This window comes from Brevundimonas sp. (assembly GCF_036399195.1).
GTDB lineage: Bacteria > Pseudomonadota > Alphaproteobacteria > Caulobacterales > Caulobacteraceae > Brevundimonas.
The window spans coordinates 1-13,262 of record NZ_DASWNO010000281.1 but is presented as its reverse complement, the minus strand read 5'-3'; the positions used below and the strand labels follow the sequence as shown (position 1 = coordinate 13,262).

At 68.2% G+C, this 13,262-nt stretch carries 15 protein-coding genes, 2 tRNA genes and 1 pseudogene; 9 read left to right on the top strand and 9 right to left on the bottom strand.

All coding sequences use genetic code 11. The features are described 5' to 3' along the window. From VGB60_RS12295 to VGB60_RS12275, 5 genes and pseudogenes are all read right to left on the bottom strand, one after another. A pseudogene (locus VGB60_RS12295) lies at nucleotides 1–819 on the bottom strand (excinuclease ABC subunit A); the annotation flags it as partial. Between the two features lie 127 nt (nucleotides 820–946). Further along, the gene (locus tag VGB60_RS12290; RefSeq protein ID WP_331038539.1) at nucleotides 947–1,375 is read right to left on the bottom strand and encodes a hypothetical protein; all 429 of its coding nucleotides are present in this window, start codon (nucleotides 1,373–1,375) and stop codon (nucleotides 947–949) included. A gap of 289 nt (nucleotides 1,376–1,664) precedes the next feature. After that, complete coding sequence (locus VGB60_RS12285; protein WP_331038538.1) at nucleotides 1,665–2,108, bottom strand: flagellar basal-body protein FlbY; 444 nt, start codon at nucleotides 2,106–2,108, stop codon at nucleotides 1,665–1,667. Further along, nucleotides 2,105–2,419, bottom strand: a complete 315-nt coding sequence (locus tag VGB60_RS12280; protein WP_331038537.1) for a rod-binding protein — start codon at nucleotides 2,417–2,419, stop codon at nucleotides 2,105–2,107. The genes VGB60_RS12285 and VGB60_RS12280 overlap by 4 nt, the downstream gene beginning before the upstream one ends. A gap of 2 nt (nucleotides 2,420–2,421) precedes the next feature. Further along, the gene (locus VGB60_RS12275) at nucleotides 2,422–3,528 is read right to left on the bottom strand and encodes a flagellar basal body P-ring protein FlgI (RefSeq protein WP_331038536.1); all 1,107 of its coding nucleotides are present in this window, start codon (nucleotides 3,526–3,528) and stop codon (nucleotides 2,422–2,424) included. Between the two features lie 183 nt (nucleotides 3,529–3,711). Between VGB60_RS12275 and VGB60_RS12270 the strand changes: the two genes are divergently transcribed. From VGB60_RS12270 to gltX, 3 genes are all read left to right on the top strand, one after another. Next, nucleotides 3,712–4,137: a flagellar assembly protein FliX gene (locus VGB60_RS12270; RefSeq protein ID WP_331038535.1), complete on the top strand. Its 426-nt coding sequence runs from the start codon at nucleotides 3,712–3,714 to the stop codon at nucleotides 4,135–4,137. 173 nt (nucleotides 4,138–4,310) lie between these two features. Next, the gene (gene dksA / locus VGB60_RS12265) at nucleotides 4,311–4,739 is read left to right on the top strand and encodes an RNA polymerase-binding protein DksA (RefSeq protein ID WP_331038534.1); all 429 of its coding nucleotides are present in this window, start codon (nucleotides 4,311–4,313) and stop codon (nucleotides 4,737–4,739) included. 70 nt (nucleotides 4,740–4,809) lie between these two features. Then, nucleotides 4,810–6,144 carry a glutamate--tRNA ligase gene (gene gltX / locus VGB60_RS12260; RefSeq protein ID WP_331038533.1) on the top strand — a complete coding sequence of 445 codons (1,335 nt, stop codon included), beginning with the start codon at nucleotides 4,810–4,812 and terminating at the stop codon, nucleotides 6,142–6,144. Between the two features lie 20 nt (nucleotides 6,145–6,164). Here gltX and VGB60_RS12255 read toward each other — a convergent pair whose 3' ends face one another. Continuing rightward, a complete protein-coding gene (locus tag VGB60_RS12255) occupies nucleotides 6,165–6,455 on the bottom strand; it encodes a CC_3452 family protein (protein WP_331038532.1) in 291 nt (96 codons plus the stop codon). A 129-nt stretch (nucleotides 6,456–6,584) separates the two neighbouring features. Continuing rightward, nucleotides 6,585–7,184, bottom strand: a complete 600-nt coding sequence (locus VGB60_RS12250; protein ID WP_331038531.1) for a TIGR00730 family Rossman fold protein — start codon at nucleotides 7,182–7,184, stop codon at nucleotides 6,585–6,587. Nucleotides 7,185–7,265: 81 nt separating this feature from the next. Between VGB60_RS12250 and VGB60_RS12245 the strand changes: the two genes are divergently transcribed. Further along, nucleotides 7,266–8,024, top strand: a complete 759-nt coding sequence (locus VGB60_RS12245) for a hypothetical protein (RefSeq protein ID WP_331038530.1) — start codon at nucleotides 7,266–7,268, stop codon at nucleotides 8,022–8,024. Nucleotides 8,025–8,145: 121 nt separating this feature from the next. On the opposite strand, the gene VGB60_RS12240 is transcribed toward VGB60_RS12245, so the two are convergent. Next, nucleotides 8,146–8,220, bottom strand: a tRNA-Asn gene (locus tag VGB60_RS12240). A 70-nt stretch (nucleotides 8,221–8,290) separates the two neighbouring features. Between VGB60_RS12240 and VGB60_RS12235 the strand changes: the two genes are divergently transcribed. After that, nucleotides 8,291–9,088: an RNA methyltransferase gene (locus VGB60_RS12235; protein WP_331038529.1), complete on the top strand. Its 798-nt coding sequence runs from the start codon at nucleotides 8,291–8,293 to the stop codon at nucleotides 9,086–9,088. A 38-nt stretch (nucleotides 9,089–9,126) separates the two neighbouring features. Here the strand turns inward: VGB60_RS12235 and VGB60_RS12230 are convergent. Next, nucleotides 9,127–9,200: transfer RNA gene (locus VGB60_RS12230), tRNA-Cys, on the bottom strand. 140 nt (nucleotides 9,201–9,340) lie between these two features. Between VGB60_RS12230 and VGB60_RS12225 the strand changes: the two genes are divergently transcribed. The 4 genes from VGB60_RS12225 to VGB60_RS12210 form a co-directional block, all read left to right on the top strand. After that, nucleotides 9,341–9,970 (top strand): protein-L-isoaspartate O-methyltransferase, encoded by a 630-nt coding sequence (locus VGB60_RS12225; protein ID WP_331038528.1) that lies wholly within the window; start codon nucleotides 9,341–9,343, stop codon nucleotides 9,968–9,970. Between the two features lie 126 nt (nucleotides 9,971–10,096). After that, the gene (locus tag VGB60_RS12220; RefSeq protein WP_331038527.1) at nucleotides 10,097–11,635 is read left to right on the top strand and encodes a TolC family outer membrane protein; all 1,539 of its coding nucleotides are present in this window, start codon (nucleotides 10,097–10,099) and stop codon (nucleotides 11,633–11,635) included. A 161-nt stretch (nucleotides 11,636–11,796) separates the two neighbouring features. Continuing rightward, on the top strand, nucleotides 11,797–12,414 hold the full coding sequence (locus VGB60_RS12215; protein ID WP_331038526.1) for a DUF2497 domain-containing protein: 618 nt from the start codon (nucleotides 11,797–11,799) through the stop codon (nucleotides 12,412–12,414). A gap of 86 nt (nucleotides 12,415–12,500) precedes the next feature. Next, nucleotides 12,501–13,262 (top strand): class I tRNA ligase family protein (locus tag VGB60_RS12210; protein WP_331038525.1); only part of this gene is annotated, 762 nt, incomplete at its 3' end.

Genomic DNA, 13,262 nt, shown 5'->3' with positions numbered 1-13,262 from the left:
CCGCGGCTCGATCTCGCTGATCGTGAAGCCTGACTCGGGACAGGCGAACTTCTCGGAGAAGGTGATGCGGCGGGGCGGCTCGCCCTCGGCTGCATTGGCCCACTCCGCCACGGCGATGCCGTCCGCCAAGCCCAGCGCCGTCTGCAGGCTGTCGGCGTAGCGGCTCTCGAGCCCTTCCTTGGTGACGATCCGGTCCACCACGATGTCGATGTCGTGCTTGAATTTCTTGTCGAGGGTCGGGGCGTCCTCGATGGCGTGGAACTGGCCGTCGATCTTGAGGCGCTGGAAGCCCGCGCGCTGCCACTCCGCCATCTCCTTGCGGTACTCGCCCTTGCGGCCCCGCACGACCGGCGCAAGCAGCAACAGGCGCTCGCCGTCCGGCAGGGCCGTCAGCTTATCAACCATCATCGAGATGGTCTGGCTCTCGATCGGCAGACCTGTCGCCGGTGAATAGGGCACGCCGACGCGCGCCCACAGCAGGCGCATGTAGTCGTGAATCTCGGTGACCGTGCCGACGGTCGATCGGGGGTTCTTCGAGGTCGTCTTCTGCTCGATCGAGATGGCGGGCGACAGGCCTTCGATCAGATCCACGTCCGGCTTGCCCATCAGCTCAAGGAACTGGCGGGCGTAGGCGCTCAGGCTCTCGACATAGCGCCGCTGGCCCTCGGCGTAGATGGTGTCGAACGCCAGCGATGACTTGCCCGAGCCCGACAGGCCGGTCATGACCACCAACTGCTCGCGCGGGATATCAAGATCCACGCCCTTGAGATTGTGCTCGCGCGCGCCGCGCACGCGGATGAAGTTGTGCTTTTCGGTCATGGAGTCCGGGAACGCGGTGGGACCGGAGCAGGCTCCGGCGCGACAGCGCTATATGGGGAGTGGTTTGGCGAATTCAGCAAGAACATTATAGGAACGAACGCCGCTCCGCCAGCCTACCCTTGCGACGTCAGGGCCTCAGGAACGCCCCCGCGTTCAAACTGACGGAGCAGGAATGTTCGCCCGCCGAGCTCCTGGCGCAGTAATCGACGCCGAACAGGTCCCGCACGACCGGATTGGTCGATCGCACGACCCGACCGTCCGCCTCGACCTGCGATCCGGCGCCGGCGCTCCAGTCGCCCAGTCCCTCAAAGAAGGACCGCGCCGCGGGGCCCGTGCAGGTGAACACCACCAGTTCGGTGTCTTCGTCATGCGCGCGGCCGTATCGGTCCGCCGCCACGGCTTCACCTATGCAGTCGGCGTAAAGCTTGGCCCGATCGGAACGCTGAACCTCGACCGTCGCGAAATCGGCAGGCGGCGACGGAGACTGTGGGCCGTGGATGCACGCCGCGGCGCACAGGCCGAGCGCGACGCATGCGGCGCGTGTCACCAAGCTCATTGGACGGTCCTCCAGAAGCGCCACGCTTTCACGCTCTCGTCAGCAGAACCAGCGGGAAAATGGCTTGCGCGTCCGCCGCATCGTCCCCATCCTCCTTCTTGAGCAGGTTCACTGGAGGCCGACGGACATGATCAGCGCACTGGCTATCGGCGCCGCCCTGACCGCCGCCTTGCTCGCCGCGGCCCAGGCCTTACGCAATCAACCTCGTCCGAAGCCGGTTCCGGTCCGCGCCCGCCGCGACCGCCGCTGACGTCGGCGGCCTGCAGGCCATCCACAGACTCTCAGGCCGTCAGGCCTTCCTGTTAAACGCAACCGCCCGACCGTCGCCTTGGGTCGCGTGGCCTGACGCGCCATAGGCCGAGGGCGCGCCGCGTTGGCCCGCGACTTCGGCGGCGATGGTCTTCACCAGCCCCTCCGAGATGATCCGGGCCGCCTCGACGGCGCGCGCGTGGCGCGACAGCACGGCCTCGAACGCTTCGGTGGCCTGGACCAGTAAGATGCGGTCGCTTGCGGGGGCCGCGGCGAGCACTGACGGGTCGGCTTTCACCTGCGCCGACTCGCGGCGGTAGACGTTGGCCAACTGCTGGGTCTCCGCCAGCGTCGCCGCCGCGTCGTGCGGGCGACGGGCCTCGAAGGCTTTCGATTCCTCGCTCAGGCGCGCGGTCAGTCGGGTGGTGAGATCCGTCAGTTGCCGGACGCGGGCCCGGGCGTTGACGGTGGCGGCCTCGGTCATTGAGCGGGCTCCTGCTCTTCCTGCATCTTCAACATCTGGGCCACGACCTGATCGGCCAGGCCGATCCCGCCGGCGCGGACGGTCTGTTTGGCGATCTGCTCCACCAGGAACCCCCGCCAGGTGCCTTCCGCCTCGCCGCCGCCGAACGGCGCCTCTGTCGAAAGGCCCTCGAACATCGGTTTCAGCATCTGGGCGAGGAAGGAGGCTTCGAACTGCTCGGCGGTCTCGCGCATCCGTTCGGTGGCGACGGCCGCGGGCGGCGGCGAGGGCAGGGGCCGCAGCAGGGCGGGGGAGGCGGTCAGGTCGCTCATGCTCACATCACCTCGATGTCGGCCTGAAGGGCGCCTGCGGCCTTGATGGCCTGCAGGATGCTGATCATGTCGCGCGGGCTGACTCCCAGGGCGTTGAGGCCGTTGACCAGCGTGGACAGGGAAGTCCCGCCGCCGACGATCCGCATCTGGCGACCCAGTTCCTCTTCGACCGCCACGTCCGACTGGGGCACGACCACAGTCTGGCCGCCGCGGCTGAAGGGCGCGGGCTGGCTGACCTGCGGGCTTTCCTGCACCGAGATGGTCAGATTGCCTTGAGCGATGGCGACAGTGGAGACCCGGACGGCCTCACCCATGACGATCACGCCGTTGACCTCGTCGATGATCACCTTCGCAGGGGAGTCCACGGCGACCGGCAGGTTCTCGACCATGCTGATGAAGCCGGCCATGCCCATCTGGCCCGGCGCCCGCAGGGCGATGACGGTGCCGTTCTCGGCCAGCGCCGTGTTGGGGTAGGACTGGTTGATGGCGGCGGCGACCCGCTGGGCCGTGGTGAAGTCCGGATTGCGCAGCGTCAGCCGCACCTCGTTCATGTTGGCCAGCTGAAACCCCGTCTCACGCTCGACGGTGGCGCCCGAGGCGATGCGCCCGGCCGTGGGAACGCCGCGGGTCACGGATGAGCCGGAGCCGCCTGATCCCGACACAGCGCCGGTCTGGATCGAGCCTTGGGCGACCGCATAGACTTGACCGTCGGCGCCCTGCAGGCTGGTGACCAGCAGCGTGCCGCCAAGCAGGCTCTTGGCGTCGCACATGCTCGCCACGCTGACGTCGATGCGCGCGCCCGGCGTGGCGAACGGCGGGAGCTCGGCGGTGACCATGATGGCCGCCATGTTCTTCGAGTTGGCGTTGGCGCCGCGGATGTTGACGCCGAGACGCTCCGTCATGCCCTCCAGCGACTGCCGGGTGAACGGACAGTTGCGCAGGCTGTCGCCCGTGCCGTTCAGCCCGACGACGAGGCCGTAGCCCACCAGCTGGTTGGAGCGCACTCCCTCGACCGAGGCGATGTCCTTGATTCGGGACTGGGCGGCCGCGGCGTCCGCAAACCCGCCGAGAGCGGCGGCGGCGGCGAGGGAGGCGAGCAGTTTCTGCATAGGCGGGCGTCCACGAACTGTTGCGCTTCACCATGTTGCCAGCCTCATGCCACGCCGAAAGTCGGGTGAATTCAACGAGGCGGGTGGTTCGACGGCAGGCGCAAGCGGCAGATTCTGCCGGGGCGTTAACCAAACGGTGACCCCGGCCGTCGATGGTCGCTCCATGTGCTGGAGTCGCATCGCATGAAGGTCACCGGCCCCTCCGGTCCGTCGTCACCGCAACCGGCCCGCCCCACGCGCACGGGCGGCGGCTTCTCGGTGCCGTCAGGCGCCGCGAGCTCGCCCGCTGCGGCCGCTACGTCCGCGGCCGGGATGTCGGGCGTGTCGGACGTTTCGGCGCTGATGGCCCTTCAGGGCGTGGAAGATCCCACCGAACGGCGCCGCCGGGCCATCCGTCGCGGCGGCGGCCTGCTGGACCGACTGGACGAGCTGAAGCTGGCCCTTCTGCAGGGGGAGGCGGGTCACGGGGCGCTGGATCGGCTCTCGCGGACCCTGCGCGAAGAACGGCCCACCGACGCCGACGAGGGTCTGAACCGGCTGCTGGAACAGATCGACCTCCGCGCCGCTGTCGAACTGGCCAAGGCTGATCTTCGCCGCACTGCAGCATAAGTCTCCGTAATCCTTCGCGAAAGCGCCGGAAGTGATGGAGAAATGTCACGTACGGGGCGAGTAACGCGGTTACCAGCTTCACGCTCGCGCGAGCCTTGTTGCCGCGACTCTCCGCGATGCCTATAGGCAGGGCTGCGCCACAGGGGGGCGCTGTTTATAGCGTGAGTGCAGGGATGACCGGATTGGCGTCTGTGTCCGCCGAGCCCGCCTACAGGCCGTCTGACGACGAGCCGTTCATGAACGAGCGTCAGCTCGCCTATTTCAAGGCCAAGCTGATCGACTGGAAGGATGACATCCTTCGTGAGTCCAAGGGGACCGTCGTCAACCTCAAGGCGGAAACCGAAAACCACCCTGATCTGGTCGATCGGGCGTCTTCCGAGTCCGACCGGGCCCTCGAGCTCAGGACCCGGGACCGCCAGCGCAAGCTGATCGCCAAGATCGACGAGGCGCTGCGCCGCATCGAAGACGGATCCTACGGCTACTGCGAGGAGACCGGCGAGCCGATCAGCCTCGGCCGGCTGGAAGCCCGCCCGACCGCCACGCTGTCGGTCGAGGCGCAGGAACGGCACGAACGCCGCGAACGCGTCCACCGGGACGACTGAGGTCCCGCCGGCCTTGACTTGAGCGGCGGCGAGGGCGACCTGTGCGCCCCGCATTCCCAAGGTCTTCCGCATGTCCGTCAAGGTTCGATTCGCTCCGTCGCCGACGGGGAAGCTGCACGTGGGCAATGTCCGCACGGCGCTGGTCAACTGGATGTTCGCCAAGGGTCAGGGCGGTGCGTTCGTCCTACGCATCGACGACACCGATCTGGCCCGCTCGACGGCGGAGTTTGAGCAGGGCATCGAGGACGACCTGACCTGGCTGGGTCTGATCTGGGACGAGCGCTACAACCAATCCAAACGCTTCGATCGCTACGAGGAAGCCGCCGATCGCCTGAAGGCCGCGGGCCGGCTGTACGCTTGCTATGATACGGCCGAGGAGCTGGATCGCCGCCGCAAGGTGCAGCTGTCGAGGGGCCTGCCGCCGATCTACGACCGCGCCGCCTTATCGCTGACGGATGCGGAGAAGACGGCCTACGAAGCCGAGGGGCGCCGCCCTCACTGGCGCTTCAGGCTGGACGGCCGTCGGGTGGCCTGGGAGGACCTGTCGCGCGGCCACGCCGAAGTCGATACGGCGTCGATGTCGGACCCGGTGCTGATCAGGGAGGACGGCCTGTTCCTGTATACCCTGCCGTCGGTCGTCGATGACATCGACATGGCCATCACCCATGTGATCCGCGGCGAAGACCACGTCACCAACACCGGCGCCCAGATCGAGATCTTCGAGGCCTTGGGCGGGCCGGTTCCGGCCTTCGCCCACATGCCCTTGCTGGTCGGCGAGGACGGTCAGGCGTTGTCCAAGCGGCTGGGCTCGTTGTCGATCGCCGAGATGCGCGACAAGGGCTATGAACCGATCGCCATCACCAGCCACCTCGGACGGATCGGAACCAGCGATCCGCTGGAAGTGGGGGAGTCCATCGACGCCCTCGGCGCCAGCTTCGCCTTCTCCAAGATGGGCCGTTCGCCGGCGCGGTACGACACGGCGGATCTAGACCGATTGAACGCGCAGGCCCTGCACGGCATGACCTACGAAGCCGCCCGCCCGCGCCTGGCCGAACTGGACGCGGATCTGGGAGAGACATTCTGGAACGGGGTGCGCAGCAACCTTCAGAAGTTCGCGGATGTCATTGATATGGCGAGGATCGTCAGGGGGCCGATCACGCCTGAGATCGAGGACCCGGGCTTCGCGCGCGCCGCCTTGGCTGCGTTGCCGGACACCATCGACGAAACGCTGTGGCCCGTATGGACTGCGGCGGTGAAAGAGGCGACCGGCGCGAAGGGCAAGGCGCTGTTCATGCCGCTGCGGCGGATGATCACCGGTCAGGATCACGGGCCGGACATGGCCACGCTCGCCCCGCTGATCGGGCGCGAGCGAATCGTGAAGCGGCTGAGCGGCGAGACGGCCTGAGCCGCCTCGCCAGTCTCTCGTCAAGCGTTGCAGGCGGCCAGTTGCTGGGCCGTCAGGGCGACGCCCTTGTAGTTGAAGGCTGACACGGACCCGAAGCGGGCGACCAGGCGCCGGCAGGCGCGTGTCGCCGGCTGGTTGGCCCCGCCCGTGGCGGTGCAGGTTCCGCCGTCGCAGCGCCACGTCGCGCCGTCGATGATGGTGCGGACGGTCGGGGTGCGGGTGGCGTCAGTGAATACGGCGCTCGAGATCGGGGCTTGGGCCAGGGCGGGGGCGGCGGCGAACAGGGCCGCGGCGAGAAGCAGAGCACGCATGGGGAGGTCTCCAGTTGAGCAAGCCTGACAGCTGGCTCGCTCCGCCTTTGTCCGTTGTTATAGAAAACTGTCAAGGGCTGGTTTTCAAACAGGACGGACCAGGGCCTCCAGACAGTGATCACTGATCACTTATCGCAGGTCGTGTTGCAAGCCGGGCACGGAATCCGCCTCCTGCATCGCGGCGATCGCCTCTTCCACGGTGTTCCGCACGACCCAGGCCTGACGGAAGGATTCAGGCGTCATCCGCTCGGCGATGGTGTGTTCCATGGCCGCCAGCAGGGGGTCCCAGAAGCCCTTCAGGTTTAGGAAGATCACCGGTTTGGCGTGCAGGTCGAGCCGCTTCCACGACAGAACCTCGATCACCTCTTCGAAGGTGCCGACGCCCCCTGGCGCGACCACGAAGGCGTCGGACTGGTCGTACATGATCGTCTTGCGCTCGTGCATCGACGGAACGACCAGCGTCTCGACCTCGTCGAAAAGGCGTTCGCGGCTGCGCAGGAAGCCCGGCATCACGCCCAGGACGCGCCCCCCCGCCTCGTGCGCCGCCCGCGCCGACGCGCCCATGAGCCCCACCCCTCCGCCGCCGTACACCAGCCGCCAGCCGGCGCGGGCAGTTTGCTCTCCGAATGCACGCGCGGCCTCGGTGTAGGCTGGGTCGGACAGATCCGACGAACCGCAGAACAGGCAGACGGACTTGCCGTCGAAGGGCTGGATGGCAGGCGAAGACATGGAGCCTCGGAAAGCGGTGGAAGACAGCGGCCGTTCCGGCGCGCTAGATGGGCGAACACTCCTAGCGGTCGAAAGCGTGCGATGAAACGGCCCATCTTTGGCAGGACGGCGCTGGCGGCGCTCATCGCGACGCTGGCGGCCTGTTCGCCGGAGGCCGCGCCGCAACCGAGGGCGGATCCCGACGCTGGGACCTCGCCGGGATGGACCCGTCCGCCTGAGGTCCTGAGCGTGCGCAGGGCGGCGGCCAGCCTGATCTTCAGCGGAGAGGCCGAACCGGGCGGCCGGGTGGTGCTCAGAAGCGAAGGGGGGCCCGCCTACGCCGCCGCGGCGGACGCGCGCGGCCGGTTCGAGATCCGCATGGCGGCGCCGATGACCCATCTGCTGCTTCGGCCGGAGACGCAGGTCGGCCAGGACGCGGCGCCGTCGCCTGACCGACTCCTGATCGTGGGGGGCGGCCAGGGGCCGATCGCGGTGCTGCGGCCGGGCGGTCCGACCCGTCGTCTTGACGCGGCCCCCGCCCTTGGCGCGGTCGATAGCGACGGTCGGATGCGGCTTGCGTCAGGGCGGGCCGACGGCCCCGTCACTGTGCAAGCCGGCGGTTCATCCGTGAGCGTCACGCCAGACGCTTCGGGGCGCTGGAACGTGATGCTGCGCCCCTCAGACGTCGCGGATCAGATCCAGGTCGGCGGAGCCCGCTTCAACTGGCCGGGCGAGGGCGGCGGCGGGAGGCTGCTGGTGGCGCGAGCGGGCGGGGGGTGGCGAATCGCCTGGACCGGTCCCGGCGGCGCACCGCAATCAACCTGGCTGCCGGATGGGCCGTCAGGGTTTACGGGTGATTAACCAATTCGCTGCATCGGAAGGGTGTCTTCCTTCTTCGAGGACACCCACCATCACCGAACTTCTTCAGCCCGGCGCTCGCGTCGGGCTTTTTTTCGTCTGACGATGCAGGGAAGGGAGAGAGTGGCTCCGCGGGTAGGATTCGAACCTACGACCAGCCGATTAACAGTCGGCTGCTCTACCACTGAGCTACCGCGGAACACTTCCTCTCGGGAAGGCGCGCGCTATAGCAGCGCGGGTCAGACCGACGCAACGGGAAATATCCAAACTTGGCCGTGATCCGCATCGCCGACCCCGACGATCCGCGTATCGCGGGGTTCCGAAACATCCGCGAACGCGACCTGACGGGACGCGACGGACTGTTCGTCGCCGAGGGCGAGGTGGTCCTGAATGTGCTGCTCTCTGGGCAGTCGCTCTGCCGCCCCAAGGCCTTGTTGCTGGACGCCCGGCGCGTCGCCTCTCTGACCGACCTGATCGAGCGCGCGGGCTGTGCTCCGACCTATGCGGCGGAACAGGGCGTGCTCGACGCCATCGCCGGGTTTCACCTGCACCGCGGCATCCTCGCCCTTGGAGAAAAGCCGCGCCCGCGCTCGGTCGCAGACGTCTTGGCTCCGTTGGGGCCGGAGGCCGTCGTCGTGGTCGCCTGCGGCATCGGCAATCACGACAACATGGGCGGGATATTCCGCAACGCCGCGGCCTTCGGCGCCGGGGCCGTGCTGCTGGACGAGCGCTGCTGCGACCCGTTCTACCGCAAGGCTATCCGGGTATCAGTCGGCGCCGTGCTCCGCACGCCGATGGCGACGGGGCTGCGGGCCGGAGACGCGATTCGCGCGCTGCAGGCGGCCGGCTTCCAGGTTCTCGCCCTGACGCCGGCGGGAGAACCGCTCCACGCCAGCAAAACCGCCGACCGGGTCGCCCTCGTGCTCGGGTCGGAGGGGCCGGGCCTCCCCGGAGACATTCTCGCCCGGTGCCGGGCCGTCGGCATTCCCATGTCCGCCGGGTTCGACTCGCTGAACGTCGCGGTCGCCAGCGGGATCGCGCTCCACCACGTCACGCGGCCGCGCTGACCGGAGCGCCGCAGGAGTGTTTCTTGGGAAGTTCGCGATGGAGGCCTGACCGAGAATCGAACTCGGGTGCAAGGATTTGCAGTCCTCTGCGTAACCACTCCGCCATCAGGCCATTGGACCGTCTGTAACGGCCGCGCCATCGCGAGGGGCGTTCGCTATCAGATCGGATTGTCCCCCGCAACGCACAGACCTATAAGCGCGCCAGATTTCCCGGCCACGCCGGACCACCTCAAGCCGCAGGATCGCGTCTCCATGGATTTCGCCGCCGCCCGCAAGGCCATGGTCGACAGTCAGATCCGGGTGAACGACGTCACCGACCGCGGCCTTCAGGCCGCCCTGCTGGCCGTGCCGCGCGAGCGCTTCGTTCCCGCCGATCGGGCGTTTTCCGCTTATGCCGAGATCGAGCCCGAGATCGCGGGCGGGCGCCGTCTGATGACGCCGCGCGATATCTCGAAGCTGCTGATGGCCCTCGCGCCCAAGACGGGAGAGCGCGCGCTCGGCATCGCCGCCCCATACGCGGCCGCGGTTCTGGCGCGCATGGGTCTGCAGGCCACCGCCCAGGAAGCGGACGCCGCCGTGTTCGAGATCCTGGCGCCCGTGCTGGCCGAGGAGGGGGTGGCTTCGGCCGTCGCGCCGTTCACCGCGCCGGAAGGCGAAGGTTACGATGTCATCGTCTCCGAGGCCGCCGTTCCGGGGCGGCCCGAGGCCTGGTTGGACGCCCTCAAGACCGGCGGTCGGCTGGCCGTCGTGGAGCGGACCGGCCCAACCGGGAAGGGCGTTCTTTACGTCCGGGGCGAACAGGGGGTGTCGCGCCGCGAACTCTTTGACGCGGCGCCGCCGGTCCTCAACGAACTCGCGCCGGCCCCCGTCTTCGCTCTCTGAGGCCGCCCGACGGTTTTCGCCCCGGCGCGCGTGAAAAAAACTTAACTGGCGCGGCGGTAAAGCCTCACGCATCAGACCTTCGTGTTACGAAAGGCGCGCTCTCCCCGCGTCCAGGCAGGAACAGACATGCTGAAACGTTCACGTGCGCTCGCCTCGGTGGCCGCCATCGCCGTGCTCTCGGGCCTCGGGTCGCCGGCGTGGGCTGACACCCTGCAGGAGGCGCTCGCGCTGGCCTATCGGACCAACCCCTCCATTCTGGCGCAGCGGGCCAATCAGCGGGCGCTGGACGAGACCATCGTCCAGGCTCGCGCAGGTCTGCGCCCCTCCGTCGATCTGACCGCCGGGGCTGAATATTCTTTTAGCCAGAACGGCGGCGGCTCTACCCAGGTGGACACGAACGGCGACGGCGTTCCCGACACGACGGTCAATGTCCCGGCCTCCAACAACGACAGCGCGACAGGCAGCGCCAGCGTCGGCCTGTCCCAGACGATCTGGTCCGGAGGGCGGATCGGTCACGGAATTACCGCCGCCGAGGCAAACATTCTGGCCGGGCGCGAGAACCTGCGCGACATCGAGCAGACCGTTCTCGCCTCGGTGATCCAGGCTTATGCCGACGTGATTCGCGACGTCGAGATTCTGCGCGTCCGTCAGTCCAACCTTGGCGTGCTGCGGCGTCAGCTGGACGAAGCGTCGGCGCGGTTCGAGGTGGGCGAGATCACCCGCACCGACGTAGCCCAGTCCGAAGCCCGGCTGGCGCAGTCGGAAGCCGACCTGGCCAACGCCCAGGCGCAGTTGTCGGTGTCGCGGGCGACCTACGCCGCAGTGGTCGGGCAGGCTCCGGGTGATCTGGCGCCGATGCCCACTCTCCCGAACCTGCCGACCGACTTCGACAGCGCGCTGAACGTCGCGCTAACAGATAATCCCGGCATTCGGTCCGCCGCCTACAGTCTCCGGGCGGCCGAGGCGAACGTCGCGGCGGCCAAGGCGGAATTCCTCCCGTCGGCGCGACTGTCATCCTCCTATGGCGGCTCGTCCGACCTGAACCGGATCGGAGACATCGTCGATAACACCGCCTTCCGCGCCGGTGTCACGCTGTCGGTGCCGCTGTTCACCGGCGGCCTGAACGGCTCGCGGGTCGCTCAAGCGCTGGAGCGGGCCAACGTCGCCCAGATCAACGTCGAGGGCGAGCGCCGCACGACCCTGCAGACCGTCAGCTCGGCCTATGCCCAGTCCATCTCGGCGCGCTCGACGTTGGCGGCGGGGCAGGAAGCGGTTCGCGCCGCCACCGTCGCCGCCGAGGGCGTGCGTCAGGAGGCGCAGGTCGGCTTGCGCACGACCCTGGACGTTCTCAACCAGGAGCTGGAGCTTCGCAGCGCCGAGGTCACGCTCGCGACCGCGCGTCGCAACGAATACGTGGCGCAGGCCAATCTCCTTGCCGCCATGGGCCGTCTTGAAGGGCCCGATCTGGACGCTTCTCTCTCGGTCTACGATCCCGCCGAGAACTACAACCGGGTCCGCAATCGCGGGGCGGTGCCGTGGGAGGGCATCGTCGAGGCGATCGATCGCGTGGCGGCGCCGCCGATCGTTCCGGCCAATGACGCCGCCGATGCGCCGATCGACACCCAGCTCAAGTCCGAAGTCGTCCAGACAGCCCCGCGCCCGTGAGCCGGGCGGTCGCCCGGCAGGCGATTTTCTGAAGCTGCACTACCGCGTGACGAGAAAAACGCCCGTTGATTCCGACGGGCTGAGATGCGACGACAGCCATACAGGACCGCTCGCCGGCCTGGACGCCACTCGACAGGCAGATCGCTCCCCGGGGTTTCGACATGACCGACCAGACCGCCCAGGAACCGACGATGGAGGAAATCCTGGCGTCGATCCGCAGGATCATCTCCGAAGACGACGCCCCGGCCGAGACCGCCGCCGCGGGCGCCGCTGAGGCCGAGCCCGCGCCCGAGCCTGAGGCTCCCTCCGAAGCCTCTCCCGCCCTGATGGACGAGACGCCGTCGATGCAGGAGCCCGAGGCGGCCGACGAAGACGTGCTGGAACTGACCGAGGCGTACCAGCCGCCGGTCGCCGAGAGCATCGGCGACCTGGATGTCTCGCCGGCGCAGGAGCCCGAGCCGTTCTCCGCCGAACCGGTCAGCGAGTCGGCGTACGCGCCCGAGCCGGCTGCGTATCCTTCGACCCCGACCCCATCCTACGACAGCCTCGTCGGCGACAGCGCATCCGCCAGCGCCGCCTCGGCCTTCGCCGGCCTCGCCTCCACCCTCAGGAAGCCAGAACCCATGGAACCCGCGACCGGCTCCGGCCCGACAGTCGACGAACTGGCCCGCAGCCTGCTGCGCCCGATGCTGAAGGAGTGGCTGGACGCCAACCTGCCGGCCATCGTGGAGGCCCAGGTACGCAAGGAAGTCGAACGCATCGCCCGCTCCGCCGGCTAGCTTCACCTGCGACCTGATCAAGGCTAGATCATTCCGGGGCGGCTCCAGTCGGGGCCGCCCTTTCTCTTTGTCTGAAGACCGTTCCCATGCTCGACAAGACCTTCGATCCGAAAGCCGCCGAACCGCGCCTCTACGCCATGTGGGAGGAGAGCGGCGTGTTCGCTCCGAGGACGGACGGCGCCGCGGAGGCTTATACGATCGTCATTCCGCCGCCGAACGTGACGGGCTCGCTGCACATCGGGCATGCGCTGAACAACACGCTGCAGGACATCTTGACGCGCTATCACCGCATGAAGGGCAAGGCGTCCCTGTGGGTGCCTGGCACGGACCACGCGGGCATCGCCACCCAGATGGTGGTCGAGCGCCAGCTGGCGGCGGCGGGCAATGTGAGCCGCCGCGAGATGGGCCGCGACGCGTTCGTCGACAAGGTGTGGGAATGGAAGGCGACCAGCGCCGGCTCGATCCAGCAGCAGCTGCGCCGCCTCGGAGCGTCATGCGACTGGTCGCGCGAGCGCTTCACCCTCGATCCTGACCTGCAGGTCGCGGTTCGCAAGGTGTTCGTCCAGCTGCACAAGGAAGGCCTGATCTACCGCGACAAGCGGCTGGTGAACTGGGATCCCCATTTCCAGACCGCCATCTCCGACCTCGAGGTCGAGCAGCGCGAGATGGGCGGCTTCTACTGGCATTTCGCCTATCCGCTGGCCGACGGCGTCACCTATGAGCACCCGGTCGCCTACGACGGCGACGGCCAGCCGACGGAATACGAGACCCGCGACTATATCGTCGTCGCCACCACGCGGCCGGAGACCATGCTGGGCGACACCGGCGTGGCCGTGCACCCGGAAGAT